Here is a 24,769-nt window from a genome sequence, read left to right as displayed (position 1 = left end):
GGTGGGGGCGCCCGGAGAGATCCGGGCGCCCCCACCGTCGTACGCCGTCACGCCTTGCGGTGCCTGCCGCCGCGCGGGTCCGCGGTGCCGCTCTCGCCGTCCGCGGAGTGCGGCAGGGAACCGGAGTCGGCGGCCTCGCCGGCGAGCCCGGCCGCGGGCCCGCGCTCCCCCTGGCCCGGCGCCTCGTGCCCGGCCCTCTCCTTCTCGGCCCGCTCCGCCGCCTCCATCTCCGCGAACACGTCGATGGGGGCCGGCGCCTTCGCCAGGAAGACCCAGGTCAGCCAGACGGCGAGCAGGAAGGGCGGGATCTTCAGGATGACCAGGACCCAGCCGAGCTGCTCGGTGTCCGCCCACCAGTACAGCGGGAAGAGGATCGCGCACTTGGCGAGCAGGATCAGGCCCCAGGCGTAGCTCGCCTTCGCGTACGCCTTCTTGCGGCCCGGGTTGCGGGTGCGCCAGGAGAGGTTCTCCTTGAAGACCGGGCCGAGGATCAGACCGATCAGGGGCACTCCGGCCAGCGTCGTGATGATGTACGCCAGGGCCAGGCCCAGCGTGTAGAGCATGCCGGGCAGATAGAAGTTCTTGGCGTTGTCGGTCATCATCGCGAAGACCACGCCGAAGGCGACCCCGAAGACGCCGCTGAAGGCGTGCTTGACGGTGTCCTTCATCACCAGCCGGACCACGACCAGGACCAGCGACACGGCCAGCGCCGCGATCGCCGACAGGTGGAGGTCGTTGTTGATCGTGAAGATGGTGACGAACAGGAGCCCCGGCAGCACCGTCTCGACCATGCCCCGCACACCGCCGAACGCCTCGAACAGCGCGGCCTCCGTCACCGCTCGGGCGTCGTGCGCCTCCGTGTCTTCGGTCGGCTTGTCGAGCGACGTCACCGGCTACTCCCGTCCGAGGGGTCTCAGTTCGTATTTCGGGTTGAAGAGCACCCGGCGGCCCCGGCTCATGGAGATCCGGCCCGATGCGATGAGCTTGCGCCCCGGCTCTATGCCCACGATGGAGCGTCTGCCCAGCCACACGACGTCCAGGGCGGCGGAGCCGTCGAAGAGCTCGGCCTCCAGGGCCGGAACGCCCGCACGCGGACGCAGGGTGACCGTGCGCAAGGTACCAGTAACCGTGACGATCTGCCGGTCCTGACAGTCCCCGATGCGCGTGCAGCCGGCGGTGTCGGCGTCCTCCCGGAGCTCCTCCGACTCCAGGTCCTCCTGCGAGGAGGAGAGCCGGTCGAACATGCGCCGGAAGCGGCCCACCGGCTTGTCGGAACGAGGAGCAGCACTCATACCTGAAGCGTACCGGGGCACGACGACAGCCATGCACCCCCTCGGGACCCGCCCTGGAACAAGCTCCTCCGGTTCACTTCTCGAAGCGGCGCCCCCGCCTCCGGTCCGCCGCGCGGCCGCGCGGTGCGGTCCGCCGCCCGGGACGGGCTCGGCCGGCGGACGGCGTCCGTCCTCGCAGCGGCGGCGCCGTCGTACGCGGCGTCACCGCTCGACGATCTCCCCGTCCCGCAGCTCCAGCACCCGGTCGGCGAGGTCGAGCAGCGTGGCGTCGTGGGTGGCGACCAGGGCGGTGACCCGTTCGCTGTGGACGACGGCCCGCAGCAGCTCCATCACGGCGTGTCCGGTCTCGGCGTCCAGCTGGCCGGTGGGCTCGTCGGCGATCAGCAGCGCGGGGTCGTTGGCCAGGGCGCGGGCGATGGCGACCCGCTGCTGCTGGCCGCCGGACATCTCGCCGGGCCGCTGGGCGGCGTGGTCGGCGAGGCCGACCAGGGAGAGCAGCAGCCCGACGCGCTCGTCGCGCTCGCGCGGCGCGGTCCGGCGCAGCCGCATCGGCACGCCCACGTTCTCGGCCGCGGTGAGGATCGGGATGAGCCCGAAGGACTGGAAGACGAAGCCGACGCGGTCGCGGCGCAGTGCCAGCAGCCCGTCCTCGTCCAGCTCCGCGAGGTCGCGGCCGTCGACCGTGACGCGCCCGGCGTCCGGTGTGTCGAGGCCGCCGACGATGTTGAGCAGCGTGGTCTTGCCGGAGCCGGACCGTCCCTCGAGGGCGACCAGCTCGCCGCGCGGCACCTCGAAGGAGACGCCGCGCAGGGCGTGGACGGCGGCGGTGCCGTGGCCGTACGACTTGTGCACGTCCTCGACGCGCACCATGGTCTCGGTGACCACCTGGTTCATGTGTCCTCCCCCGCCGGAACCGGGCGCCAGTATCGCCAGCGGACGCCCGGCGTTCAAGCGGTCCGGCCACGCGGCCCCGGACACGGCGAAGGGCCGCGTCCCGTGCGGGGCGCGGCCCTCGTCGTGCGTGTACGGAAAACCGTGTCGTGCGTGTACGGAAAAACGTACGGGGTCTTTACCGGACCTCGGTGATCTCCGGTCCGCGCTGGAGCTGGCCCATGCCGCCGGAGAAGCGGGAGCCCTCCTCCTGCTGGACGCCCTCGGGGACCATCTGCGCGTCGTTCGGCAGCTTGAGGACGATCGGGTCGCGGGGGGCCATCGGACCGTCGCCGCGGACCACGACCGTGTCCCGGAAGATCTGCTCCAGCAGACCGGCGGCCTGCGGCTGCACCGCGCCCTGGCCGGAGATCACTCCGCGCAGGAACCAGCGGGGGCCGTCCACACCGACGAACCGCACGACCTGGAAGCCGCTCGTGCCGTCGGGCAGCTGCACCGGCACCTGGGCCCGCAGCTCCCAGCCCAGCGGGCCCTCGACCTCGTCGACGATGCCACCCTGCTGGGTGATGCCCGAGCCGATCTCCTCGCGCACCTCGCCCCAGATGCCCTCGCGCTTGGGCGCGGCGAAGGCCTGGAGCTGGATGGCGCTGTCGCGCAGCACGACCGTGGCGGCGACGATCGCGTCCCCCGCGACCTCGACGCGCAGTTCCATGCCGTCGACGCCGGGCACGAACAGGCCGCCCAGGTCCACCCGGCCCTCGCCCGGGTCGCTGACCTCGGTGCTGTCCCAGGGCCCGTCGGGCCGCGGTTCGGGTTCGAGCCGCACGCGCTCGCGCCCTTCGTCCGCCTCGGTGTCGACGCTGTCGACGACCTGCTCGGCCTCGCCGGCCGCGTCCTCGGCGGCATCCCTCTTCTTGCGACGTCCGAACACGTCACTGTCCTTCCCGGTCGGATACGACCGAAGCGTATCGATTCCCACCCGTCGGGCCACCCTCGGCGACCTGACCGCTTGTGCCGCTCGCACGGTCCGTCCCGGCGTGACCGCCGGTGGACCCGAAGCCCCCTTCGGCCCGCGCCGATCCCGGAAGTTCCGCGACCGGACGGAAGCGGACCCTCTCGACCTGCTGGACGACCAGTTGGGCGATCCGGTCGAAGCGCTCGAACCGTACGCTCTCGCGCGGGTCGAGGTTCACCACGATCACCTTGATCTCCCCACGGTACCCGGCATCGATCGTCCCCGGGGCATTCACGAGGGCGACACCGAAGCGGGCGGCCAGACCGGAACGCGGGTGCACGAAGGCCGCGTACCCCTCGGGGAGCGCCACAGACACGCCGGTGGGCAGAACGGCCCGTTCCCCGGGGGCCAGTTCGCAGTCCACGGTGGTGCGCAGGTCGGCTCCGGCGTCGCCGGGCTGCGCGTAGGCGGGGAGCGGCACGTCCGGGTCGACGCGGCGGACGAGGACGTCCAGGGGCTCGCGGCTCACGGGTTCACCTCGAAGGCGCGGGCGCGGCGGAGCTGGTCCGGGTCGTCCATGGCGGCGCGGATCTCCTCCTCGCGGCCGTTGTTCACGAAGTGGTCGATCTTGACTTCGATGAACACCGCGTCGGCGCGGACGGCGACGGGGCCGTCCGGGCCGCCGATCCGGCCGGTGGCGGTGGAGTAGATCTTCCGGCCGGCCGTCGCGGTCGCCTCGGCCTCCAGGTACAGCGTCGTTCCCACGGGCACCGGCCGCAGGAAGTCGGTCTCCAGCCGGCCGGTCACCGCGATGGTCCGCAGCAGCCAGTTCAGGGAGCCGAGGGTCTCGTCCAGGGCCGTGGCCAGCACGCCGCCGTGCGCCAGGCCGGGGGCGCCCTGGTGGGCGGGCTGGACGGTGAACTCGGCGGTGATCGCCACGCCTTCGCCGGCCCGCGCCTGCAGGTGCAGTCCGTGCGGCTGGTCGCCGCCGCAGCCGAAGCACTGGCCGTAGTGCGCGCCGAGCAGTTCGCCGGGGGCGGGCGCGTCGGGGTGCCGTACGGGTCTCACGGCGTCGGCGGGGGGCTGAAGAGCCGGGGAAGTACCACTCACAGGCGCAGACCTTACCCGCGCGTCGGCCGATCACCGATACCGTGCCAAGCTTGCTTCATGCAGCTCTCCGCCACCCCGTACGAAGAACGTCTCACCGCGCCCCGCTCCTGGTGGCTGATCTCCTTCCTGGTGGGCCTCTCGTTCGCCCTGATCCTGCTGCCCCTGGGCACGCTGCCGATGCTGGGCGGCCTGGCGGGCGGCACGGCCGCGGCGGCGGTGGTGACGAGTTCGTACGGCGCGGTCCGCATCCGGGTCGTGGGTGACTCGCTGGTCGCGGGCGAGGCGAAGGTGCCGCTGACGGCCCTGGGCGAGGCGGAGGTCCTCGACGCGGAGGAGGCGCGTGCCTGGCGCACCCACAAGGCCGACACCCGCGCCTTCATGCTGCTGCGCGCCTACGTTCCGACGGCCGTGCGCGTCGAGGTCACGGACCCCGAGGACCCGACCCCCTACCTGTACCTGTCGACCCGCGAGCCGGAGCGGCTGGTCGAGGCGCTGCGGGCGGCGAAGGCGGCCGCGTAGCGCACGCGCGGGGTCAGTGCCCGCGCCCGAGGTCCCTTCCGAGGGCGTCCATGTCGAGGGCGTCCTCGGGGCTCTCCAGAGCGGGAAGCTCCTCGAGGGCGTCCCAGGGCACCTGTCGTCTGCGCAGGTCCGCGCGGATGCGGTCGGCCAGCTTCCGGGTGTCGCGCCGGTTCATGAGAGCGCCCACGGCCGCGCCCACCATGAACGGCATCAGGTTCGGCAGGTTGCGCACCGTGCGCTTCATGACCTGCTGGCGCAGCTGGCGCTTCATCTGGCTGTTCATCGCCGTGCCGAAGGACGCCGGCTTGGTCACCTCGACGCCGCGCTCGTCCGACCAGGAGTTCAGGTACGCGGTGCTGCGCTGCATCAGGGTGCCGGGCGGGCGCACGCCGTAGACCTCGTGGAGTTCGGCGATCAGCTTGAGCTCGATCGCCGCCACGCCGGTGACCTCGGCGGCCAGCTCGGTGGGCATCGCGGGCGGTACGGGGAGCATCGCCGCCGCGCCGATCCCGGCGCCGACGGTCGCGGTGCTCCGGGTGGCGCCGGCCACGAGACGGTCGGCGAGTTCCTCGGGGCCGAGCCCGGGGAACTGCCCGCGCAGCGTCGCCAGGTCCCGTACGGGGACGCGCGGGGCCAGATCGACGACGCGGTCGGCGAGGTGTGCCAGGGCGGCCCTGGCACGGTCGCCGCCCTTGCGGACGCCCTGCCCCGTCCTGTCCCGGAACGCCGCTGCCCGGCGCCGGGCAGCGGGCGCCGGTGTCCGGACGGTCGCCGGGAGGTCGTCCCGGCCGTTCCCCGCTTCGAGCGAGGCCGTCCCCGAATCGGTCGGGCCCCGCTCGTCGTCACGCGCGCGCTGTGGGCCGTCGGACGGCCCTTGGTCCGCTCCTCGCGCGGAGAAGCGGCGCTTCCAGGGAGGGGTCGAGCCGGTCACGGCCGACCCCGCCTCAGTCGCAGTCGCGGCAGATCGGCTGGCCGTTCTTCTCCCGGGCCAGCTGGCTGCGGTGGTGCACCAGGAAGCAGCTCATGCAGGTGAACTCGTCCTGCTGCTTCGGCAGCACACGGACGGCCAGTTCCTCGTTGGAAAGGTCGGCGCCGGGAAGTTCGAGGCCCTCTGCGGCCTCGAACTCGTCGACGTCGACGGCCGAGGCGGACTTGTCGTTCCGCCGGGCCTTCAGCTCTTCAAGGCTGTCCGAGTCGACGTCGTCGTCGGTCTTGCGTGGAGTGTCGTAATCGGTGGCCATGGTCGCTCTCCCCCTCTGGGTGTCTGCGGGTGTCTCCAGCGCACGTAACGCGTGAGAGGCCGGACTTGTGCCCGACCCGAGGCGGAGATTTTGCCTCACATCAAGGTCTGTTACTCAATCGACACCCAACCGGACTCCTCAAGAGTGATCGGCGTGGATGGCGATGGGGACCGTACACGGTCCGAATGCCGCACTTCAAAGGCGTCTCACCGTGTACTTCCCGTGATCAGGACCCCTGAAAACCAGGATTTTCCCGGCCTTCGGACAGGGTGCATGATCACGGAGAGTGGGGAGCGGGAAAGCCGCCGCTGTGATCGATCACACACGCGAACCTCTGGACGGCGACCTGGAAATTCCGCTCAAAGCGAACATCCCCGGGCCCCGGCGAGATGTCGGGGTCATGATCTCAGACCGGGAGCGTGACACGCATCACGAGCCCCCCGCCCTCGCGCGGCTGCGCGTAGATGTGCCCGCCGTGCGCCCGGGCCACCGACCGCACGATGGACAGGCCGAGGCCGACCCCCTTGTCGCTGCCCGTGCGCTCGGTGCGCAGCCGCCGGAACGGCTCGAAGAGGTTGTCGATCTCGTACGCCGGCACGACCGGGCCCGTGTTGGTGACGACCAGGACCGCCTGGCCGTTCTCGACCGCCGTGGTGACCTCCACCCAGCCCTGTTCGGCCACGTTGTAGCGCACGGCGTTCTGCACCAGGTTCAGCGCGATCCGCTCCAGCAGCACGCCGTTGCCCCGGACCACCGCGGGCTCGCGGTCGCCCGTGATGCGCACGCCCTTGGCCTCCGCCTCGGCGTGCACCTGGTCGATGGCCTGGCCGGCGACCTCGGCGAGGTCCACGGGCCCCCGCTCGACGATCTGGTTGTCGCTGCGGGCCAGCAGCAGCAGGCCCTCGACGAGCTGCTCGCTGCGCTCGTTGGTGGCCAGGAGCGTCTTGCCGAGCTGCTGGAGCTCCACCGGGGCGTCCGGATCGGACAGGTGCACTTCCAGGAGGGTGCGGTTGATCGCGAGCGGTGTGCGCAGCTCGTGCGAGGCGTTGCCGACGAAACGCTGCTGGGCCGTGAAGGCCCGCTGCAATCGCTCCAGCATGTCGTCGAAGGTGTCGGCCAGCTCCTTGAGCTCGTCGTCCGGGCCGTCCAGCTCGATGCGCCGGGACAGGTCCGAACCGGCCACGGCGCGCGCGGTGCGGGTGATCCGGCCCAGCGGCGACAGGACGCGGCCGGCCATCGCGTAGCCGAAGGCGAAGGCGATCACGGCGAGGCCGAGCAGGGCCAGCAGCGAGCGGCTGAGCAGGTTGTCCAGGGCGACCTGGCGCTGGTGGTCGACGCACTCGCTGATCGCCGCGTTGAACGTGGACAGCGAGAGGTTGCTCGCGTTGTTCACGACCGGGCACTTGTCGCTGGCGACCCTGATGTCGGTGCCGCCGACGATCTTGAAAAGCGGTTCGTTGCCCGTGTTCAGCGCCTGCGCCGCCAGCAGGTAGATGATCGACAGCAGCAGGATGCCCGCGATCAGGAACATGCCGCCGTACAGCAGCGTGAGCCTTATCCGGATGGTGGGGCGCAGCCACGGCAGGGGGGCCGCCGGACGGGGGTCCCAGGTGGGCTTCGGGGGTGCCCCGGGGGGTGCGGGTGTCGTCGTCACGGCCGATCAGATCCGGTAGCCGGAGCCGGGCACGGTGACGATGACGGGCGGCTCGCCCAGCTTGCGGCGCAGGGTCATCACGGTCACGCGCACGACGTTGGTGAACGGGTCGGTGTTCTCGTCCCACGCCTTCTCCAGCAACTGCTCCGCGGAGACGACCGCGCCCTCGCTGCGCATGAGCACCTCCAGCACGGCGAACTCCTTGGGGGCGAGCTGGACCTCCTTGCCGTCGCGGAAGACCTCGCGGCGGTTGGGGTCGAGCTTGATCCCGGCGCGCTCCAGGACGGGCGGCAGGGGCACGCTGGTGCGCCGGCCCAGCGCGCGCACGCGCGCGATGAGCTCGCTGAAGGCGAAGGGCTTGGGCAGGTAGTCGTCGGCGCCGATCTCCAGGCCCTCGACCCGGTCGCTGACGTCGCCGGAGGCCGTGAGCATCAGCACGCGGGTGGGCATGCCGAGTTCGACGATCTTGCGGCAGACGTCGTCGCCGTGCACGAGGGGGAGGTCGCGGTCGAGGACGACCACGTCGTAGTCGTTGACGCCGATGCGCTCCAGGGCGGCCGCACCGTCGTACACGACGTCGACGGCCATGGCCTCCCGGCGCAGTCCGGTGGCCACCGCATCGGCGAGCAGCTGCTCGTCCTCGACGACGAGTACGCGCACGTCGCTTGTCCTTCCTGTGTCCACCCGCGTGACGCCGCTCGGACGCACGGGGGCAGGGGGTCTCGTGGGTGTGTTGGCCTCCATCCTGCCCTTTTCGGTCATAAGTCGGCTGTAAGACGGGGGCCGGCGAGGGGCGGACGGAAGCGGCCGGCGGAACACGGCCGGGCGGAGGACGGACGTCCGGAAAAGACCGTCCACCGGGATCGCCTACCCGGGAATGCGAGATTTTCTCGTGCCGTTGAGGTTTCCGCGGGAGGGAGCAGGGGGAGGACGGCTTTACACCCCGCGATCACGCTCTGTCTGTACCGCGCGCCACGCGGTGCTCCGTGGTCCGCTTCCGCAGAGCGGGCGTGGGTGTCCGGCACCGTCGCCGCCCGGCAGGGCAGCGCTGGGCACTCCACCGGAGACGTGATCGTCCCTTCCGAACCGGCACACCCCCGTGCCACCGACCCACGACCCAGGACGAGGGGGCGCAGCATGGACGCTTTCACCGCAGGACTTCTGCAGCGCATAAAGACGACCGAGTCCGACCTGTCCCGGGCCCGCGACGAGGGCGACGAGTTCCTCGTCGAGGTCGAGCTGGGCGAACTCGACGACCTGCGCCGTCTCGCCGCCGAGCACGGTGTGGAGGTCGAAGCGACCGGCGTCTGACCGGCCCGTGAGCGACGGGGCCCCGGCGGGATCCAGCGCCGGGGCCCCGTCGTGTCGTGCCGTGGGGACGTGGGAGCGGTGTCAGGCGCCGAAGTCCACCAGGAGCCGCTGGAGGGGCTGGAAGACCTCGGGGGTGGCCGCGATCGTCAGGTCGCGTGACGGGCGCTCCCCGGGGCGTCCACCGGTCACCGCGCCCGCCTCCCGGGCGATCAGGTCGCCCGCGGCGAGGTCCCAGGGGTGCAGTCCGCGTTCGTAGTAGCCGTCGAGGCGGCCCGCGGCCACGTCGCACAGGTCGATCGCGGCCGAACCGCCGCGCCGGACGTCCCGCACGAGCGGGATCAGCCGCCGCGCGACCTCGGCCTGCTCGGCGCGGACCTCGGCGACGTAGTTGAAGCCGGTGGAGACGAGCGCCCGGTCCAGGGGCGCCGCCGGCCGGCAGGCGAGCCGCCGTTCGCCGCCCCATGCTCCCGTCGCCCAGGCCCCGCCGCCCCGGACGGCCCAGTACGTCTCGCCCCGCATCGGGGCCACGACCACCCCGGCGACCCGCTCGCCGTCCTGCTCGGCGGCGATGGAGACCGCCCAGGTGGGCAGGCCGTAGAGGTAGTTGACCGTGCCGTCGAGCGGGTCGATCACCCAGCGGACGCCGCTGGTGCCCTCGACGGCGGCGCCCTCCTCGCCGAGGAAGCCGTCGTCCGGCCGGCGGTCGGAGATCAGGCCGGTGATCAGCTTCTCGGCGGCGATGTCCATCTCGGTCACCACGTCGATCGGGCTCGACTTGGTGGCCGCGACCCCGAGGTCGGCCGGGCGGCCGTCGCGCAGCAGTTCGCCCGCCCGGTGGGCCGCCTCCTGGGCGATCGTCAGCAACTCCGTGTGCAGGGGGTCGGTCGTCACGTCGGTCACGGGGCTCCTCAGGCGTAGGGGCTGTCGGCGCCGGCGGCGGCGGGACGGGGGGTGCGGGCGGGGCAGCAGCCGACGGGGCACAGGTTGTGGCTCGCGCCGAGCGCGCCCAGGGCGCACGGCGCGACCTCCTGGCCGCGCTCGACGGCGGCCCGCTCCAGGACGAGGTCGCGGACCGCGGCGGCGAACCGCGGGTCGGCGCCGACGGTGGCCGAACGGCGCACCGGCAGCCCCAGCTCCCCGGCCTTCGCCGTGGCCTCCGTGTCGAGGTCGTAGAGGACCTCCATGTGGTCGGAGACGAAGCCGATGGGTGCCATCACCACGGCGGGGACGCCGGCCGCGTGGCGCTCCTCCAGGTGGTCGCAGATGTCGGGCTCCAGCCACGGGATGTGCGGGGCGCCGGAGCGCGACTGGTACACGAGCTGCCAGGGGTGGTCGACGCCGGTGCGCTCCCGGACGGCGTCGGCGATCAGCCGCGCCACGTCCAGGTGCTGGCGGACGTAGGCACCGCCGTCGCCGTGCTCCTCGACGGGGCCGGAGGCGTCGGACGCGGCGGTGGGGATCGAGTGGGTCGAGAAGGCGATGTGCGCGCCGTCCCGGACCTCCTCGGGGAGGTCGGCGAGGGACCGGACGACACCGTCGACCATGGGCTCGACGAAGCCGGGGTGGTTGAAGTAGTGCCGCAGCTTGTCGATCCTCGGCAGTTCGAGGCCCTCGGCCTCCAGGGCGGCGAGCGCGTCCGCGAGGTTCTCCCGGTACTGGCGGCAGCCCGAGTACGAGGCGTAGGCGCTGGTGGCGAGGACGAGGATGCGGCGGCGGCCGTCGCGGACCATCTCGCGCAGGGTGTCCGTCAGGTACGGCGCCCAGTTGCGGTTGCCCCAGTAGACCGGCAGGTCCAGGCCGTGCTCGGCGAAGTCCTCGCGCAGGGCGTCCAGCAGGGCGCGGTTCTGGTCGTTGATGGGACTGACCCCGCCGAAGAGGAAGTAGTGCTGACCGACTTCCTTGAGGCGTTCCTTGGGGATACCGCGCCCGCGCGTCACGTTCTCCAGGAACGGGACCACGTCGTCCGGGCCCTCCGGGCCGCCGAACGAGAGCAGGAGCAGGGCGTCGTAGGGGCTGGCATCGAGCACGTCAGGCATGTCCCGATCCTGCCACCCGGCACTGACACAGGGCGTCGGCGGGTGGCCGCGGCGCGTCCGCGGGGTACTTTCCAAGCGCCCCGGCGCGTAAGCTGTATCGACTGCGATCGCACCTTACTGAGCCGTTATCGGAGACCTCGTTGCCCAGCCCCTACCGCGCCCTGTTCGCCGCCCCCGGCAGCAAGGGCTTCTCCTTCGCGGGCTTCCTCGGCCGGATGCCGTTGTCGATGATGGGCATCGGCGTGGTGACGATGGTCTCGCAGCTCACCGGCCGGTACGGACTGGCCGGCGCGCTGTCGGCCACCATCGCGCTCGCCGCCGCCGTGGCCGGACCCCAGGTCTCGCGGCTGGTGGACCGGTACGGCCAGCGGCGCGTGCTGCGTCCGGCCACGCTGGTGTCGCTCACCGCGGCGGCCGTGCTGCTGCCGGCCGCCCACTACGGGTGGCCGGACTGGGTGCTGTTCGCGGCCTGCGTGGGCATCGGCTGCGTGCCGAGCCTCGGCGCGATGGTCCGGGCCCGCTGGGCGGCCGTCTACCGAGGCACTCCGCAGCTGCACACCGCGTACTCCTTCGAGTCCGTGGTGGACGAGGTCTGCTTCATCTTCGGGCCGATCATCTCCATCGGCCTGTCCACGGCGTGGTTCCCGGAGGCCGGCCCGCTGCTGGCCGCCTGCTTCCTGGCGGCCGGTGTCTTCTGGCTGACCGCCCAGCGCGCCACCGAGCCCGTGCCGCACCCGCGCGACCACAAGGGCGGCGGCACCGCGCTGAGCTCCCGGGGGCTGCAGGTCCTGGTCGCCACGTTCGCGGCCACGGGGACGATCTTCGGGGCCGTCGACGTGGTCACCGTGGCCTTCGCCGAGGAGGAGGGGCACAAGGCCGCCGCCAGCCTCGTGCTGGCCCTGTACGCGGCGGGCTCCTGCACGGCGGCCATGGTCTTCGGTCTGCTGCGCTTCGCCGGGCCGCCCGAGCGGCGCTGGCTGCTGGGCGTCTGTGCGATGGCCGTGAGTATGATCCCCCTCCTACTGGTCGGAAACCTGCCGTTTCTGGCCGCGGCACTGTTCGTTGCGGGTCTGTCCATCGCTCCGACGATGATCACGACGATGTCCCTCATCGAAGAGCACGTACCACGCGCACAGCTCACCGAGGGCATGACCTGGGTGAGCACCGGGCTCGCGGTCGGGGTGGCGCTCGGTTCGTCCGTGGGCGGCTGGGTGATCGACGCGGCCGGGGCGCGTGCGGGGTACGGGGTTCCGGCGGTCGCCGGGGCCGTCGCGGTCGCGGTCGGTTTCCTCGGGTACCGCCGGCTCAAGCGGCCGGCTCCGCGTCGGGGAGGGACCGTTGAGCAGCACACGCACGGCGAGCGGGAAGACGAGCGGGAAGAACCGCACGTGGCGTAACTGGGGCGGCAACGTCTCGGCGCGTCCGGCGCGGGAGGTCGCCCCCGCGTCCGTCGACGAACTGGCCCAGGTCCTGCGCAGGGCCGCCGAGGACGGGCTGCGGGTCAAGGCCGTCGGCACCGGGCATTCCTTCACGTCCATAGCCGCGACGGACGGGGTGCTGATCCGTCCTCACCTGCTGACCGGCATCCGCCGCATCGACCGTGACGCCATGACGGTCACGGTGGAGGCCGGCACCCCGCTCAAGAGGCTCAACGTGGCCCTCGCGCGCGAGGGACTGTCGCTCACGAACATGGGCGACATCATGGAGCAGACGGTCTCCGGGGCCACCAGCACCGGCACCCACGGCACGGGCCGCGACTCGGCCTCGATCGCCGCCCAGATCAAGGGCCTGGAACTGGTCACGGCCGACGGCTCGGTGCTCACGTGCTCCGAGAAGGAGAACCCCGAGGTCTTCGCCGCCGCCCGGATCGGCCTCGGCGCCCTCGGCGTCGTCACCGCGATCACCTTCGCCGTGGAACCGGTCTTCCTGCTCACGGCCCGCGAGGAACCGATGCCGTTCGAGCGCGTCCTCGCCGACTTCGACGAACTGTGGGCCGAGAACGAACACTTCGAGTTCTACTGGTTCCCGCACACCGACAGCACCAACACCAAGCGCAACAACCGCAGCGCGGGCCCGGCGCGACCGGTGGGGCGCCTGAAGGGCTGGCTGGACGACGAGTTCCTCTCCAACGGCGTCTTCCAGGCGGCCAACTGGGCCGGCCGCGCGGCGCCCGCCACCGTCCCGGCGATCGCGCGGATCTCCAGCAGGGCGCTGTCCGCGCGGACGTACACCGACATCCCCTACCGGGTCTTCACCTCCCCGCGCCGGGTGCGGTTCGTGGAGATGGAGTACGCCGTTCCGCGCGAGGCCGTGGTCGAGACGCTGCGCGAGCTGAAGGCGATGGTGGACCGGTCGGGGCTGAGGATCAGTTTCCCGGTCGAGGTGCGGACGGCCCCGGCCGACGACATCACGCTGTCCACCGCCTCGGGCCGCGACAGCGCGTACATCGCCGTCCACATGTTCCGGGGCACGCCCTACCGGTCCTACTTCACCGCCGCCGAGCGCATCTTCACCGCGCACGAGGGGCGCCCGCACTGGGGCAAGGTGCACACGCGGGACGCCGAGTACTTCGCCGGGGTGTACCCGCGCTTCGGCGAGTTCACGGCGCTGCGGGACCGTCTTGACCCTGATCGCCGGTTCCAGAACGACTACCTGCGCCGGGTTCTGGGGTCGTAGCCGAGGCGTCGGGGGCCGGGCTCGCGCCCTCGCCGGGCTCGTCGCTCCCGGTGGCGCTCGGCGTGGGCGCCGGGCCGGTCCCGGTGCCGCCGTCCTCCGGGGAGGTGCCGTCCGGCGAGGTACCGCCCCCGGAGCCGCTCGGGGTTCCGGACGGAGTCGCCGCCGGCGCCTCGCCGCCGGTGCCGGGGTCCTCCGGATCCTCCGGATCCGCCGGGTCCGCCGAGCCCGTCGGGGCCGGGGAGTCCTCGGAACCGCCGGTACCGCCCGGCTTCCCCGGATCCGGCGCGGAGTCGCCGTGCCCGGAGAGGGCGCTGCCGACGGTCGTGCTGTGCCCGCCGCTCAGGTTGCGGCCGGAGACGGCTTCGTAGACGGTGATCCCGCCCATGGTGACGCCGAAGACGAGGGCCGCCGCGAGCAGGGGCCGCTTCCAGCTCCTGACCCGTGCGCGGTAGACGGTGCCCTCGGTGAACTCGCCGGGAGCGGGCGCCGTCCGCCCGCCGGAGCGTCCGGCACCCGCCGCGGCACCGGCCACGGCGGCGCGCCTGGTCCTCAACTGTTCCGCGGTGTGCTTGAAGAAGTGCTGGAACACCGGGCCGCCGCAGGTGGCGACGACGCTGATCAGGCCGGCGCCGAGGATCGTGCCGTAGACGCCGAAGGAGGAGGCGAGCTTGGCGGCGACCACCGCCGCCAGGGCGCTGCCCGCGACCTGGGGCACGCTCAAGTCGATCCGCTTGGATTCCACCTCCGTACGCATGTCCGCCTCACCGACGACATCGGGCTTTTCACGCATCCCCGGACCTTGCCTGTCTTTCCCGTACGTGATCGATCAACTGCACGAGAAGGGGACGTACGGCCGAAACCATTGGTTCCGTTTCTGGCGATTCCGTGAAGTACGCCACGCGCCGGGTCGCGGAAACCGCGACGGGGGCGGCCGAGTACCACCTCGCGCTCGAAGTCGGGCGGCGCGCCGATCCACGCAGGTGGTCCGAATGGAGTACTGTTGCGAGCCCTGGGTCCGGACTCCCGACAGGGGGTCCGGGGCCTCGAAGGACCGCCGGGAGGGGGCTAGTTGCACTGGGTGACGCGGTTGGTCACTTAGCGTTGCGAAAAGGTAACCGTGCCATAACGGCGATCCAGGGCCCGCGCCCGACACGCCGGGCAACTCGGCAAGGTTGTGGCAGGCTGCACCCGGGCAGGCCACACTCGACAGAGCGGAAGCAGCGACGCACGTGACGTCGGCAGGCACCACCCGGGAGGTCCCCATGCCCGAACTGCGTGTCGTGGCCGTCTCGAATGACGGCACACGGCTGGTGCTGAAGGCTGCGGACAGCACGGAGTACACGCTTCCGATCGACGAGCGGCTCCGGGCCGCCGTACGCGGTGACCGTCCCCGCCTCGGCCAGATCGAGATCGAGGTGGAGAGCCATCTCCGCCCCCGCGACATCCAGGCACGTATACGAGCCGGTGCGACCGCCGAAGAAGTCGCCCAGATGGCCGGCATCCCCGTCGACCGCGTACGCCGCTTCGAGGGCCCCGTCCTCGCCGAGCGCGCCTTCATGGCGGAGCGGGCCCGCAAGACCCCCGTCCGCCGCCCCGGCGAGAACTCCGGGCCGCCCCTCGGCGAGGCCGTCCAGGAACGGCTGCTGCTGCGCGGCGCCGAGAAGGACACCGTGCAGTGGGACTCCTGGCGCCGCGACGACGGCACCTGGGAGGTCCTGCTGGTCTACCTGGTCGCGGGCGAGCCGCACTCGGCGAGCTGGACGTACGACCCGCCCCGGCGGCTCGTCCAGGCCGTCGACGACGAGGCGCGCGCGCTGATCGGCGAGACCGACGACCTCGCGGCGAACGAGCCCAGCTTCCCCTTCGTCCCGCGCATCGCGCGGCTACCGCGCGACCGGCCGCTGGACCGCACGCTCGACCGGGAGCACCGGGAGCGGCCGAGCCTGCCCGCGCAGCCGTCCGAACCGGCCGAGGAGACCGCGGCCACCGCCTCGGGCGAACGCGAGCGGGACTCGCTGACCAGTCTGCTGGAGGCGGTGCCGAGCTTCCGGGGCGATCTGGTGGTCCCCGAGCGCGCGCCGGAACCGGTGGAGGAGCCCGCCGAGGAACCCGGGGTGGAGGAGCCCCCCGCCCCGGCCGCGTCGGCCGGAGCCGCCTACGCCGACGTGCTCATGCCGCGCTCCGTGGGCAGCCACCGCGACCGCCTCACCGGCTCCACCGACCGCCAAGCCGAGGCCGACGGCGTCCGTCCGGGGCGCCGCGCGGCGGTGCCGAGCTGGGACGAGATCGTGTTCGGGACACGGCGCAAGAAGCAGGAGTAGGCGGGCTCTCCCCCGCACGTGTCCGGGCCGCACCCCGCAGGGTGCGGCCCGAACGCGTTTGCCGGGCCGCCGGGGTCCGTGGGCTGCCGGGGTCCGTGGGCTGCCGGGGGCGTGTGGCCTACCGGGGTCCCGTGGTCCGCCGGGGCCTCACGACCCACCGGGGTCCCGTGGCCCACCGAGGTGCCGTGGCCCATCGGCGCCCGTGGCCTACTGGGGATCCGGTCCCACGGCCACCGGCCGCTCCGGGTCCGACGACCACTCCGACCACGACCCCACGTACAGCGCCGCCGGGATGCCGGCCACCGCCAGCGCCAGCACCTCGTGGGCCGCGGAGACGCCCGAGCCGCAGTAGACGCCCACCTCGCCGCCGTCGGCCGCACCCAGGGTCTTGAAGCGGGCGCGGAGTTCCCCGGCCGGCCGGAACCGGCCGTCCTCCAGCACGTTGTCCGTCGTCGGCGCCGACACCGCGCCCGGGATGTGACCGCCGACCGGGTCGATCGGCTCGACCTCGCCCCGGTACCGCTCCCCCGCCCGGGCGTCGAGCAGCACCCCGGACCGGGCCAGCGCGGCGGCCCCGTCCGCTTCCAGCAGTCCCACCGCGCCCGGCGCCGGCGTGAAGTCGCCCTCGTCGGGCGCCGGGACGTCCACGGACAACGGCCCCCGCCAGGCGCGCAGTCCGCCGTCGAGGACCCGCACGTCCGGGTGGCCCGCCCAGCGCAGCAGCCACCAGGCGCGGGCCGCCGCCCATCCCTGGCCGCCGTCGTACACGACGACCGGCCGCCTGGACGACACGCCCGCCCGGCGCATCGCGGCGCCGAACTCCGCCACGTCCGGCAGCGGATGTCGGCCGTGCTCGCCGGGCGCGGAGGCGAGTTCGCGGTCCAGGTCGACGAAGACGGCGCCGGGGATGTGCCCGGCCGCGTACTCGGCCCGGCCGTCGAAGGGCGGCGCACCGGCCGCCTTCGCGGTGCTCAGCTGCCAGCGGACGTCGAGCAGGACGGGCGGGTGCGCGCCCGCCAGCTCGTCCGTGAGTTCGGATGCGGAGATGATGGCGTTCATGGCCCCATCCTGGCGTACCGAGTGGCCGCCGCGACGATGTCGGGCTACTCTGCCCGCCGGACGGCACCGGTCACCAGGCGTACGGAATCGGGCACAGACTGTACTGTCCGGGTCGCCGGGCGGCCTCCGGGGCACATCCGGGGCACGCGGCACCGGGCCCGGGGCGGCATCGGCACGAGGGCCGCGCGAGGGCCGACAGAGCGCAAGCGGACGCACGGCCCGCGCAGGGCCGGGGAGAGAGTGACGATGACCGATGCACGGGGACCGGCCGGCCGCGGCGGCGAGGCGCACGCCCGGCACACGCCCGGCACACCCTGCTGGGTGAGCCTGATGGTGCACGGCCCGGACGCGACCCAGGAGTTCTACGGAGCGCTGTTCGGCTGGGAGTTCCGGCCCGGACCGCAGCAGCTCGGCCCCTATGCGCGGGCCCTGCTCGACGGGCGGGAGGTGGCGGGCATCGGCCGGCTGCCCCCGGACCGCCAACTGCCCATCGCCTGGACGCCGTACCTCGCCTCCGACGACGTGAACCGGACGGCCGAAACGGTACGCCTGTGCGGCGGCACGGTCGGCGTGGGCCCGCTGGACGCGGCGGAGGCCGGGCGCATGGCCATCGGCTCCGACCCGGCGGGTGCCGTCTTCGGCGTCTGGCAGGCCGCGGCGCACCTCGGCACGGCCGTCACCGGCGTGCCCGGCGCGCCCGCGTGGAACGAGCTCACGACCTACGACGCGGCGGGCGTCGCCAAGTTCTACGAGACGGTGTTCGGCTTCGAACCGGAGCCGGCGGCCGGCGCGGACCGCGACCGCGTGACCCTCCGCCTCGACGGCCGTCCCGTCGCCGGCATCCACGGCATCGGCGACGCCCTGCCCCGCGAACGGGGGCCGCACTGGACGACGTACTTCGAGGTGGCCGACATCGAACGGTCCCTGGAACGGCTGACCGGTCTGGGCGGGCACGTCCTGGAGCCGGCCCGGGACACGCCACGCGGCCGCGTGGCGCTGGTGGCGGATCCGGAGGGGGCGCGGTTCGCGCTGGTGCGGAGCGGGGGTGACGGGCGGGTTCCCGGGCGGCCGGGCACCGGCCTCGGCGGCCCTACGCGGTGACGCGCACCGTCTCCACCCACGCCGGGGGCTGCGGCGCGCCGGCGCCGATCAGGGCCGCGATCAGGCGGCAGGACGGGGTCTCGGCGGGCCAGGGGGTGTAGCCGTCGGTGAGGACGACGACGACGGACGGGCGGTCGCGGGACGCGAGCGCGGCGTCGATGCCGACGCGCATGTCGGTGCCGCCACCGCCGCCGAGGGCGACCTGCTCGGCGGAGGTCACCCGGGAGACGGCGTGCACGTCGGCGTCGCAGGCGAGGACGGTGACGCGGTTGCCGCGCACGCCGACCTCGCGCAGCACACCCGTGATCTCCCCCAGGGCCGCCGCGAGTTCCGCGTCGCCCATCGAACCCGAGGTGTCGACGACGACGGCCACGCGGGGCAGCGGACGGCGCAGGCTCGGCAGGACGACGCCGCGCAGCGCCGGGGTGCGGCGCGAGGGGCGGCGGTAGGTGTAGTCGACGGCCCCGCCGGCCCACGCGGCGGCCTCCCGGACGGCGCCGGTCAGGGCCTGCCGCCAGTCCACCGTGGGTTCCAGGACCTCCTCGGCCCACCGCTGCCAGCCCGCGGGCAGGGTGCCGCGGGCGCGCTGGTGGGCGCGCATCGCCTCGGCGGTGTGCCGGCGCAGCGCCCGGGCCTCGGCCTCCCCGAGCGGGGCGGGGCCGGTGGTTCCCGGGAGCTCCCAGGGCGCCGGGCTGCCGTGGGCTCCCGAGCCGCAGTCGTGCTCCCGTACGTGCGGGGGGAGTTGATCCAGGTACGCCTCGAACAGACGCCCGTCGGGCAGGCCGTACAGGTGCGGCTCGACGCGTCCTGCGGGCAGGCGCAGGCCGTCGGCGAGGAGGTCGTCGTTGATCTCGCAGTCCTGGGCGACGTTGACGCGGTACCGGTCGCGCTGCTCTGCGGCGGGGAGGCGGCCGGCGCGGCCGTGGTGGTCGCGCAGCAGGTGCGCCGCCTCGTGCACCCAGACGCCCGCGAGTTCCTCCACGGGGGTCGCGGCGACGAAGGCGGGCGACACGTAGCAGCGCCAGTGCCGGTCCACCCCCATCGTCGGCACGTCGGGGCAGGGCACGACGGTCAGGGCGTACAGGGCCGACGCCAGATAGGGGCGGTCGTGCGCCGCCCGGTAGCGGGCGGCGAGGAGTTTGGTCGTGTCCAGCTTCCCCGGGGGCGCCGTCATGGCCACGGACCTCACCGGCCGCCGGGCAGGGCCCCGGACATCTGCAACAGCTCCAGGAACGCGTCGATGCCGGGCGGCACGGGCCAGTCCGGTCGGCGCATCGCGGCCAGGTCGGTGGCGGCCCGGGCGGCCACGTCGGGCACGCCCGCGTCCACGGCCTTGGCCAGGACCGTCCAGCCGGCCTCCCAGCGGGGCCGGGTGGGCTCGCTCTGGACGGCGGCCACCACCGCGATCAGGAAGGCCAGTTGCCGGTCACCGCGCTTCGGCAGGGCGAACGCGTCGGGGTCGGCGAGGACCCGCTCGGGGTCCGGCAGGTCGAGGTGCTCCAGGTACGACAGCAGTTCGATGCCCGCGCCGTCCCCGACGGCACCGGTGAGTGCGGCGGCCAGCGCCTCGCGGCCGGCGCCGGTCGCGTAGCCCGTCGCGAGCAGCCGCAGGGCCATCTCCCAGGTGCGCGGCGACGGCCACGACCGGCCCCGGCTCTCGGCGTCGGCGGGTATGTGGTGGACCAGGCCCGGGCGGGCGGTGAGGAAACCGGAGACGGCGCCGCGGGCCCGCGCGACGGCGCCGGGCACCTTCGCCGGGTCGACCAGCGGGACGGCCACCTCCGGCCAGGTGCCGGCCATGCCGCGGGCGACCGTGGCGGGGTCGTGGGTCCAGTGGAGGTGGACGAAGCGGTTGGCGAGCGGCGGGCTGAGGTGCCAGCCGTCGGCGGCGCTGGAGGGCGGGTTGGCGGCGGCGACGATGCGTACGGCGTCGGGCAGGACGAGGCTGCCGACCCGGCGTTCGAGGACGACCCGCAGCAGCGCCGCCTGCACGGCCGGCGGTGCGGAGGACAGTTCGTCGAAGAAGAGCAGGCCCTGGCCGGCGTGCCGGAGCCGGACCGCCCAGTCGGGCGGGGCCATCGGCACCCCGGTCGTCGCCGGGTCGTCGCCGACGATCGGCAGTCCGGCGAAGTCCGACGGTTCGTGCACGCTGGCGATGACCGTCTCCAGCGGGAGGCCGAGTCCGGCGGCGAGCTGCTCCAGGGCTGCGGACTTGCCGATGCCCGGTTCGCCCCACAGGAGGACGGGCTGGTTGGCCGTCACGGCCAGGGCCAGCGCCTCCAGTTGGTGGTTGGCGGCGGGTTCGGTGCGCCGGGTGCGCAGCCGGGCGACGAGGTCGTCCGCGGCGGCCAGCGGGGCCGGCGCGGTGCGGGAGGCGGAGGCGGGGCGGGAGCCGGGTGCGGTGCTCAACTGTCCTCGTCCTCGTCGTCGTGTTCCTCGTTGGCGTCCGTCATCTCGTCCCACCAGTCGGCGCCGATGCCCGGATGCTCCTCCCGCACCCGCTGCCGCAGGAAGGCCAGGTCGGCACGCCCGTACCGGCGGATGATCTGGGCCAGCGAGTAATCGATGTCGTCGACCACGTCGATGCGCGCGCCGGCGGCGAGGAACGCCTCGACCAGGGCCCGGGAACCGCCGTCGTTGACCGCCACGAACAGCGGCGTGCGGCCCCGGCTGTCGCGGGCCTCGAGGTCGAGTCCCGCCTCGAGCAGCCGGGGCAGGAGAAGCCGGTGGTCGACCAGGTGGAGCACGTGCAGCAGGGACCGCCGGGCGGTGTCGCGCACCCGGGGGTCCACGCCCGCGTCGAGGAGTTCGAGCACGCCGTGGGTGTCGCCGTGCTGGGCGCGCAGGAACAGGTCGCGCATCTGGGCGCGCAGGGCCTTCGGCAGCCGGCCGTCCCCCGACGCCCACGTCTGCTGGACGGCGAAGCACCCGGCGACGGCGCCGCCGAACGCGCGCAGGGCCCGCTCGCGCTGCTGCTCCTCGTCGCTGTGCGGCATGCGGAGCAGCCCGTTGCCCGGGCGGAAGCCCACCTCGTGCCACTCGCCGCGGCAGCGGACCCGGACGGGCGCGGGGGCACCGGGACCCGGGGGGCCGACGGTCCCCTCGGGGACCCGGAGGGCGGGGAACAGCGCCTTTCGGACCAGTGGATGCAGGTGCTCCGGCTCGACTCCGCCGACGCGCATCAGGTCGAGGTCGGGGAGCCGGCGCCAGAGCGCCTGGGCGAGGAAGGGCACGCCCTCGGCGTCCTTGCGGTCGACGACGCGGAGCCGTAGCCCCGCGCCGGAGCCGGCCGGTTCCAGCAGGACGTTCACCCGCCAGTCACCGGCGATGAGGAAGCGGTCCCCGACGCCCTCGCCCGTCAGCCGGCGGACCTCCGGTTCCAGACGGGTGTGGTCGAGCGCGAGCTTGCCGAGGAAGGTCTCCGGGTCGGCCTGGTATCGCGCACGGACCCCTGACGGCGTCAGGTCGGCCTCGGTGCCGGCCGCTGCGAAGGCCTCCCGGACCGCGCCCCGCTGATGCAGCAGGGTGGCCCACTCCGCCCGTGCCGCCGCGTCACCGGGACCGGGATCCGCCGTGGGCAGTTCCTCCGTTCCGCGCGGCCTGGCGTCGGGGTGGAAGAACGGCGGCCGGTCGGTGCCGCCGTACCGCTCACGCAGTTCCGCGGTGCGCCGTGCGTCCCACAGGTGCCGGGCGTACCGCCAGTCGTCGGTCCGCGGGCCGAAGACGCCGGCGGCCTTCTCGTCCCGGACCGTGCCGAAGCGCAGGGTGACGCGCTGCGGGCCCTCCCGCATCGGCGGCGTGGTGACGTGGAGGTACGGCGTGGCCCGGGGGCCTTCGGCCGCCCGCACCGGCCGGTAGCGGGCGAGGACCACGGTGCGGCCGGTGTCGAGGGTGGTCCATCCGCCCAGTATCCGGGGCAGGTGCCAGCGCAGCAGGTCGGGGACCAGGTGGCGCAGGTCGTCCTCCAGCGCCTCGGCCACCTCGCGACCACAGTGCTCGGCGACCTCCGGCAGGTCGACGGCGACGTCCACACCGGCCGCCGCGCAGGCTCCGCGCCAGTCGCCGGCGGAGCGGCGTTCGGCCGCGCGCTCGATCATCGTCCGGGGCACCGCGTAGCGGCGGATCCGCCGCCAGCTCGACGCCTCCTCCGGTGGGAAGCACGGGAGGGGAGGGCGTGCGCTCACCGGTAGACACTTCCTATCGCGCTCAGATCGGGGTGGGCCCCGCAGGCGGGTCGCAGGCGCTGGTTCAGGGACCGCTTCACCTTGCGGGGCAGTCCCGGGCCCAGACCGACGTACTCCAGCGGCGAGCCGTCCGGCACGGCGGCCAGCAGGGACTTCGCGCCCCGCCCGGTGAGCCCGGTGTGGCGCAGTTCCAGCCGGCGCAGCGGGCTGCCGCGCAGGGCGGCGGCCAGGGCGCGGGCGCCGTCGTCGCCGGTGGCGTTGGCGGGGGCGCCGAGGCTGCGCTCCGACGGCGGCCGGCCCAGGTCGAGCGCCTCGATGCCGTCCAGGGCCCCGGCGAGGGCGCGCGCTCCGGCGGGGCCGATCCCGTTGCCGCCCAGCCCGAGGCGCACCGGCCGTCCGGAGCCGGCGGCGGCTGCCGCGAGGACGGCGGCGCCCTCGTCCCCGAGGTGGTTGGCGGGCAGGTACAGCTCGCGCACGCCCGCGTCCCGGATCAGCGCCGCCAGCAGCCCGGCGGCGTCGGCGGTGAGGCCGTTCCCGCCGAGGAAGAGGCGTTCCACCGGGCGCGGGCGGCCGGTGAGGGCGTCGAGCAGCGCACGCAGTCCCGTGGTGGTGAGGCCGGTGTTGACCAGGTCGAGGGTGCGGACCGTGGTGTTGCGGCGGAGCATCGCGGCGAGGGCGAGGGCGCCGTCGTCTCCCGCCGGGTTGCGCTTGAGCCACAGGGCGCGCACGGTCGCGTCCGCCGACAGCGCGTCGGCGAGCGCGGCGACGCCCTCGGGGCCGATGCGGTTGCAGCCGAGGTAGAGCGTGCGCAGGCCGTGGCCGTCGCCGAGCGCCCGGGCGACGGTCGACGCCCCTTCGTCGCCGATGGCGTTGGTGCCGAGCAGGATGTGCCGGGCGTGCGGCGAGGCGGCGGCGACGGGCATCAGGCGGGCGGCGCCGGCCGCTCCGAGTCCCTGCTTGCACAGGTCGACGCGGCCGTCGACGCGCAGGGTGCCGAGCGGGAAGGTCTCGTCGCCCTCCACCGCTCGCGCCGACCCCAGCCGGGCCAGGAGCGGTTCCAGGCCGGCGGGGTCACCGATCGGGATGTCCGGGTGCTCGATCGCCGGGCAGCGCACGGGTGTCGGCTGCGTCATCACCACTCCACCGGTCCGTCGCCGGTGCCCGGTGCGCCGAGGGCGGCATCGCCCCCCGCCCGCCCGGGACGGACCGACGCCAATCGACTTCCTCCACGACAAGGGTGGCAAGGCCGGCCGGATTCGAACCGACGTCCTCCAGCTTGATGCGTGGGCGCGACGACCTCTGCGCTACGGCCTTGCCGGGGAGATCATATCCTCGTCCGCTCCGCCGGTGATCGTTTGTTCGACGGGTGGTTCAGCGGCCGCGCCGGTGCAGCGTCAGGTCGGCGACCACGGGGCGGTGGTCCGACGCGTCGGCCGCCACCGTCCCGGCGCCGGTCACGGTGATGCCGGGCGAGACGGTGATCAGGTCGATGCGCTTGACCGGGGCGGTCGCCGGGTACGTCCCGCCCCCGTCGGGAGCGGCGTCCCGCACCTCCTGCCACAGCGGGGCCAGTTCCGGAGCCGTCGGCTCGGCGTTGAAGTCGCCGACGAGGATCTTCGGTCCGCGGTCGGCGGCCAGCACCTCCAGCATGTCGTCCACCTGGGCCGCGCGGACCGAGGGGTCGGCCCGGTGGTCGAGGTGCGTGACGTAGACGTGCGCGTGCGCCCCCTTCACGTTGACCGTCACCTCGGCGAAGCCGGGCGCGGGGGCCGGCACCGGTTCGGAGGTCTGGGTGGAGAGGCGGGTGATCTCGTGGTTCTCCGCGGCGAGGATCGGGTGCCGGCTCAGCACGGCGACGCCGTAGCGGCGACGCTCCGCACCCGGGGTGGCCGGGTCCAGGTCGTAGATCGGCGCGAAGTACGCCCGCATGCCCAGCTTCCCGGCCAGCGCGCGGGCCTCGTCGACGAAGTCGCTGCGCGCGCCCCAGTGCACGTCGACCTCCTGGAGGCCGATCACGTCGGCCCGCAGGTCGCGCAGGGCCTCGGCGGTGCGGTCGAGGTCGAAGACCTGGTCGGCGCCGGCTCCGGCGTGGATGTTGTAGGTGGCCACCCGCAGGGGCACCCCCGGGGCCCGGGTCCCGGGAGCGCCCCCGTCCAGGGCGGACGCCGGCGCCGCCGCGGCGAGGAGGGCGGCGGTGAGCAGGACGGCGGCGGCGCGGTGGGCGCGGGCGGGACGTCGGGAACGGGGCTTCATGCCTTCTCCGATCACGTGGAAGCGGGACGGGAACAGTCACGCGCACCATCTGACGGGTCGTCAACCCCACTGCGGACGTGCCCCTTCGGACCGGGGCGGCGGGCCGCACGTCCAACGCCACCGCCGCCGCGCGGGCCGACGCCGCCGTCGTACGGCGGCGGTGGCG

Annotated in this window: 25 protein-coding genes and 1 pseudogene; 6 read left to right on the top strand and 20 right to left on the bottom strand. The window is 73.9% G+C overall.

Annotation, left to right across the window (positions count from 1 at the left end; translation table 11 throughout):
* Window positions 1-47 precede the first annotated feature (47 nt).
* The 6 genes from ACZ4V6_RS29945 to ACZ4V6_RS29920 all read right to left on the bottom strand — a co-directional run bounded on the left by ACZ4V6_RS29945 (window position 48) and on the right by ACZ4V6_RS29920 (window position 4,248).
* Window positions 48-890 (bottom strand): DUF3159 domain-containing protein, encoded by an 843-nt coding sequence (locus tag ACZ4V6_RS29945; RefSeq protein WP_467833528.1) that lies wholly within the window; start codon window positions 888-890, stop codon window positions 48-50.
* A gap of 3 nt (window positions 891-893) precedes the next feature.
* Window positions 894-1,292: an OB-fold nucleic acid binding domain-containing protein gene (locus ACZ4V6_RS29940; protein ID WP_362490820.1), complete on the bottom strand. Its 399-nt coding sequence runs from the start codon at window positions 1,290-1,292 to the stop codon at window positions 894-896.
* Between the two features lie 201 nt (window positions 1,293-1,493).
* A complete protein-coding gene (locus ACZ4V6_RS29935) occupies window positions 1,494-2,186 on the bottom strand; it encodes an ABC transporter ATP-binding protein (RefSeq protein WP_467833526.1) in 693 nt (230 codons plus the stop codon).
* A 175-nt stretch (window positions 2,187-2,361) separates the two neighbouring features.
* Window positions 2,362-3,114 carry a DUF3710 domain-containing protein gene (locus tag ACZ4V6_RS29930; protein WP_403522113.1) on the bottom strand — a complete coding sequence of 251 codons (753 nt, stop codon included), beginning with the start codon at window positions 3,112-3,114 and terminating at the stop codon, window positions 2,362-2,364.
* 1 nt (window position 3,115) lies between these two features.
* Window positions 3,116-3,667, bottom strand: a complete 552-nt coding sequence (gene dut, locus ACZ4V6_RS29925) for a dUTP diphosphatase (protein WP_467833524.1) — start codon at window positions 3,665-3,667, stop codon at window positions 3,116-3,118.
* A complete protein-coding gene (locus tag ACZ4V6_RS29920) occupies window positions 3,664-4,248 on the bottom strand; it encodes a PaaI family thioesterase (RefSeq protein WP_467833523.1) in 585 nt (194 codons plus the stop codon). Before ACZ4V6_RS29920 ends, dut begins: the two co-directional genes overlap by 4 nt.
* Window positions 4,249-4,305: 57 nt before the next feature.
* Here ACZ4V6_RS29920 and ACZ4V6_RS29915 point away from each other — a divergent pair, with 57 nt between their 5' ends.
* Window positions 4,306-4,767 carry a DUF3093 domain-containing protein gene (locus tag ACZ4V6_RS29915; protein ID WP_467833521.1) on the top strand — a complete coding sequence of 154 codons (462 nt, stop codon included), beginning with the start codon at window positions 4,306-4,308 and terminating at the stop codon, window positions 4,765-4,767.
* 13 nt (window positions 4,768-4,780) lie between these two features.
* Here the strand turns inward: ACZ4V6_RS29915 and ACZ4V6_RS29910 are convergent, their stop codons facing one another.
* The 4 genes from ACZ4V6_RS29910 to ACZ4V6_RS29895 all read right to left on the bottom strand — a co-directional run bounded on the left by ACZ4V6_RS29910 (window position 4,781) and on the right by ACZ4V6_RS29895 (window position 8,322).
* Window positions 4,781-5,698 (bottom strand): hypothetical protein, encoded by a 918-nt coding sequence (locus tag ACZ4V6_RS29910; protein ID WP_467833520.1) that lies wholly within the window; start codon window positions 5,696-5,698, stop codon window positions 4,781-4,783.
* 13 nt (window positions 5,699-5,711) lie between these two features.
* The gene (locus tag ACZ4V6_RS29905) at window positions 5,712-6,008 is read right to left on the bottom strand and encodes a DUF4193 domain-containing protein (protein WP_003993510.1); all 297 of its coding nucleotides are present in this window, start codon (window positions 6,006-6,008) and stop codon (window positions 5,712-5,714) included.
* A gap of 406 nt (window positions 6,009-6,414) precedes the next feature.
* Entirely contained in the window at window positions 6,415-7,662 is a 1,248-nt protein-coding gene (locus ACZ4V6_RS29900) for a sensor histidine kinase (protein ID WP_467833519.1), read from the bottom strand.
* Between the two features lie 6 nt (window positions 7,663-7,668).
* On the bottom strand, window positions 7,669-8,322 hold the full coding sequence (locus ACZ4V6_RS29895; protein WP_003993508.1) for a response regulator transcription factor: 654 nt from the start codon (window positions 8,320-8,322) through the stop codon (window positions 7,669-7,671).
* A 477-nt stretch (window positions 8,323-8,799) separates the two neighbouring features.
* On the opposite strand from ACZ4V6_RS29895, the gene ACZ4V6_RS29890 reads away from it, so the two are divergent.
* Window positions 8,800-8,973: a hypothetical protein gene (locus ACZ4V6_RS29890; protein WP_467833517.1), complete on the top strand. Its 174-nt coding sequence runs from the start codon at window positions 8,800-8,802 to the stop codon at window positions 8,971-8,973.
* Window positions 8,974-9,054: 81 nt separating this feature from the next.
* On the opposite strand, the gene ACZ4V6_RS29885 is transcribed toward ACZ4V6_RS29890, so the two are convergent.
* Together ACZ4V6_RS29885 and ACZ4V6_RS29880 are read right to left on the bottom strand one after the other, a co-directional pair.
* Window positions 9,055-9,873: an inositol monophosphatase family protein gene (locus ACZ4V6_RS29885; RefSeq protein ID WP_467833516.1), complete on the bottom strand. Its 819-nt coding sequence runs from the start codon at window positions 9,871-9,873 to the stop codon at window positions 9,055-9,057.
* An 8-nt stretch (window positions 9,874-9,881) separates the two neighbouring features.
* Window positions 9,882-11,009: a ferrochelatase gene (locus ACZ4V6_RS29880; RefSeq protein ID WP_467833514.1), complete on the bottom strand. Its 1,128-nt coding sequence runs from the start codon at window positions 11,007-11,009 to the stop codon at window positions 9,882-9,884.
* A gap of 140 nt (window positions 11,010-11,149) precedes the next feature.
* Between ACZ4V6_RS29880 and ACZ4V6_RS29875 the strand changes: the two genes are divergently transcribed.
* Together ACZ4V6_RS29875 and ACZ4V6_RS29870 are read left to right on the top strand one after the other, a co-directional pair.
* Window positions 11,150-12,406, top strand: a complete 1,257-nt coding sequence (locus ACZ4V6_RS29875) for an MFS transporter (RefSeq protein WP_467833512.1) — start codon at window positions 11,150-11,152, stop codon at window positions 12,404-12,406.
* Complete coding sequence (locus ACZ4V6_RS29870) at window positions 12,348-13,685, top strand: D-arabinono-1,4-lactone oxidase (protein WP_467833511.1); 1,338 nt, start codon at window positions 12,348-12,350, stop codon at window positions 13,683-13,685. Before ACZ4V6_RS29875 ends, ACZ4V6_RS29870 begins: the two co-directional genes overlap by 59 nt.
* On the opposite strand, the gene ACZ4V6_RS29865 is transcribed toward ACZ4V6_RS29870, so the two are convergent.
* Window positions 13,609-14,475, bottom strand: coding sequence for a hypothetical protein (locus ACZ4V6_RS29865; RefSeq protein ID WP_467833509.1), 867 nt, complete (start codon window positions 14,473-14,475; stop codon window positions 13,609-13,611). The two genes, ACZ4V6_RS29870 and ACZ4V6_RS29865, sit on opposite strands and share 77 nt — an antisense overlap.
* A 472-nt stretch (window positions 14,476-14,947) precedes the next feature.
* Between ACZ4V6_RS29865 and sepH the strand changes: the two genes are divergently transcribed.
* Entirely contained in the window at window positions 14,948-16,006 is a 1,059-nt protein-coding gene (gene sepH, locus ACZ4V6_RS29860) for a septation protein SepH (RefSeq protein ID WP_467833507.1), read from the top strand.
* Between the two features lie 207 nt (window positions 16,007-16,213).
* Here sepH and ACZ4V6_RS29855 read toward each other — a convergent pair whose 3' ends face one another.
* Window positions 16,214-17,065 (bottom strand): sulfurtransferase, encoded by an 852-nt coding sequence (locus ACZ4V6_RS29855; protein WP_467833506.1) that lies wholly within the window; start codon window positions 17,063-17,065, stop codon window positions 16,214-16,216.
* Between the two features lie 246 nt (window positions 17,066-17,311).
* Here ACZ4V6_RS29855 and ACZ4V6_RS29850 point away from each other — a divergent pair, with 246 nt between their 5' ends.
* Window positions 17,312-18,166 carry a VOC family protein gene (locus ACZ4V6_RS29850; RefSeq protein ID WP_467833504.1) on the top strand — a complete coding sequence of 285 codons (855 nt, stop codon included), beginning with the start codon at window positions 17,312-17,314 and terminating at the stop codon, window positions 18,164-18,166.
* On the opposite strand, the gene ACZ4V6_RS29845 is transcribed toward ACZ4V6_RS29850, so the two are convergent.
* From ACZ4V6_RS29845 to ACZ4V6_RS29820, 6 genes and pseudogenes are all read right to left on the bottom strand, one after another.
* A complete protein-coding gene (locus ACZ4V6_RS29845; RefSeq protein WP_467833502.1) occupies window positions 18,156-19,340 on the bottom strand; it encodes a vWA domain-containing protein in 1,185 nt (394 codons plus the stop codon). The two genes, ACZ4V6_RS29850 and ACZ4V6_RS29845, sit on opposite strands and share 11 nt — an antisense overlap.
* 11 nt (window positions 19,341-19,351) lie before the next feature.
* A complete protein-coding gene (locus ACZ4V6_RS29840) occupies window positions 19,352-20,575 on the bottom strand; it encodes a sigma 54-interacting transcriptional regulator (protein WP_467833500.1) in 1,224 nt (407 codons plus the stop codon).
* Entirely contained in the window at window positions 20,572-22,350 is a 1,779-nt protein-coding gene (locus ACZ4V6_RS29835) for an ankyrin repeat domain-containing protein (protein ID WP_467833499.1), read from the bottom strand. The genes ACZ4V6_RS29840 and ACZ4V6_RS29835 overlap by 4 nt, the downstream gene beginning before the upstream one ends.
* Window positions 22,347-23,483, bottom strand: coding sequence for a leucine-rich repeat domain-containing protein (locus tag ACZ4V6_RS29830; protein ID WP_467833498.1), 1,137 nt, complete (start codon window positions 23,481-23,483; stop codon window positions 22,347-22,349). The genes ACZ4V6_RS29835 and ACZ4V6_RS29830 overlap by 4 nt, the downstream gene beginning before the upstream one ends.
* 105 nt (window positions 23,484-23,588) lie before the next feature.
* Window positions 23,589-23,664 (bottom strand): annotated as a pseudogene (locus ACZ4V6_RS29825).
* 57 nt (window positions 23,665-23,721) lie between these two features.
* Window positions 23,722-24,603, bottom strand: a complete 882-nt coding sequence (locus ACZ4V6_RS29820; RefSeq protein WP_467833496.1) for an endonuclease/exonuclease/phosphatase family protein — start codon at window positions 24,601-24,603, stop codon at window positions 23,722-23,724.
* Window positions 24,604-24,769: the final 166 nt, after the last annotated feature.

The organism is Streptomyces sp. NPDC029152 (assembly GCF_055564355.1).
This window is presented reverse-complemented; position numbering and strand designations above follow the sequence as displayed.

Coding starts and splice junctions, on each gene's coding strand:
- ACZ4V6_RS29865 (WP_467833509.1), bottom strand. CDS start 14,475: ATGCGTGAAAAGCCCGATGTCGTCGGTGAGGCGGACATGCGTACGGAG.
- ACZ4V6_RS29905 (WP_003993510.1), bottom strand. CDS start 6,008: ATGGCCACCGATTACGACACTCCACGCAAGACCGACGACGACGTCGAC.
- ACZ4V6_RS29850 (WP_467833504.1), top strand. CDS start 17,312: ATGACCGATGCACGGGGACCGGCCGGCCGCGGCGGCGAGGCGCACGCC.
- ACZ4V6_RS29915 (WP_467833521.1), top strand. CDS start 4,306: ATGCAGCTCTCCGCCACCCCGTACGAAGAACGTCTCACCGCGCCCCGC.
- ACZ4V6_RS29830 (WP_467833498.1), bottom strand. CDS start 23,483: ATGACGCAGCCGACACCCGTGCGCTGCCCGGCGATCGAGCACCCGGAC.
- ACZ4V6_RS29940 (WP_362490820.1), bottom strand. CDS start 1,292: ATGAGTGCTGCTCCTCGTTCCGACAAGCCGGTGGGCCGCTTCCGGCGC.
- sepH (WP_467833507.1), top strand. CDS start 14,948: ATGCCCGAACTGCGTGTCGTGGCCGTCTCGAATGACGGCACACGGCTG.
- ACZ4V6_RS29880 (WP_467833514.1), bottom strand. CDS start 11,009: ATGCCTGACGTGCTCGATGCCAGCCCCTACGACGCCCTGCTCCTGCTC.
- ACZ4V6_RS29890 (WP_467833517.1), top strand. CDS start 8,800: ATGGACGCTTTCACCGCAGGACTTCTGCAGCGCATAAAGACGACCGAG.
- ACZ4V6_RS29855 (WP_467833506.1), bottom strand. CDS start 17,065: ATGAACGCCATCATCTCCGCATCCGAACTCACGGACGAGCTGGCGGGC.
- ACZ4V6_RS29845 (WP_467833502.1), bottom strand. CDS start 19,340: ATGACGGCGCCCCCGGGGAAGCTGGACACGACCAAACTCCTCGCCGCC.
- ACZ4V6_RS29935 (WP_467833526.1), bottom strand. CDS start 2,186: ATGAACCAGGTGGTCACCGAGACCATGGTGCGCGTCGAGGACGTGCAC.
- ACZ4V6_RS29820 (WP_467833496.1), bottom strand. CDS start 24,603: ATGAAGCCCCGTTCCCGACGTCCCGCCCGCGCCCACCGCGCCGCCGCC.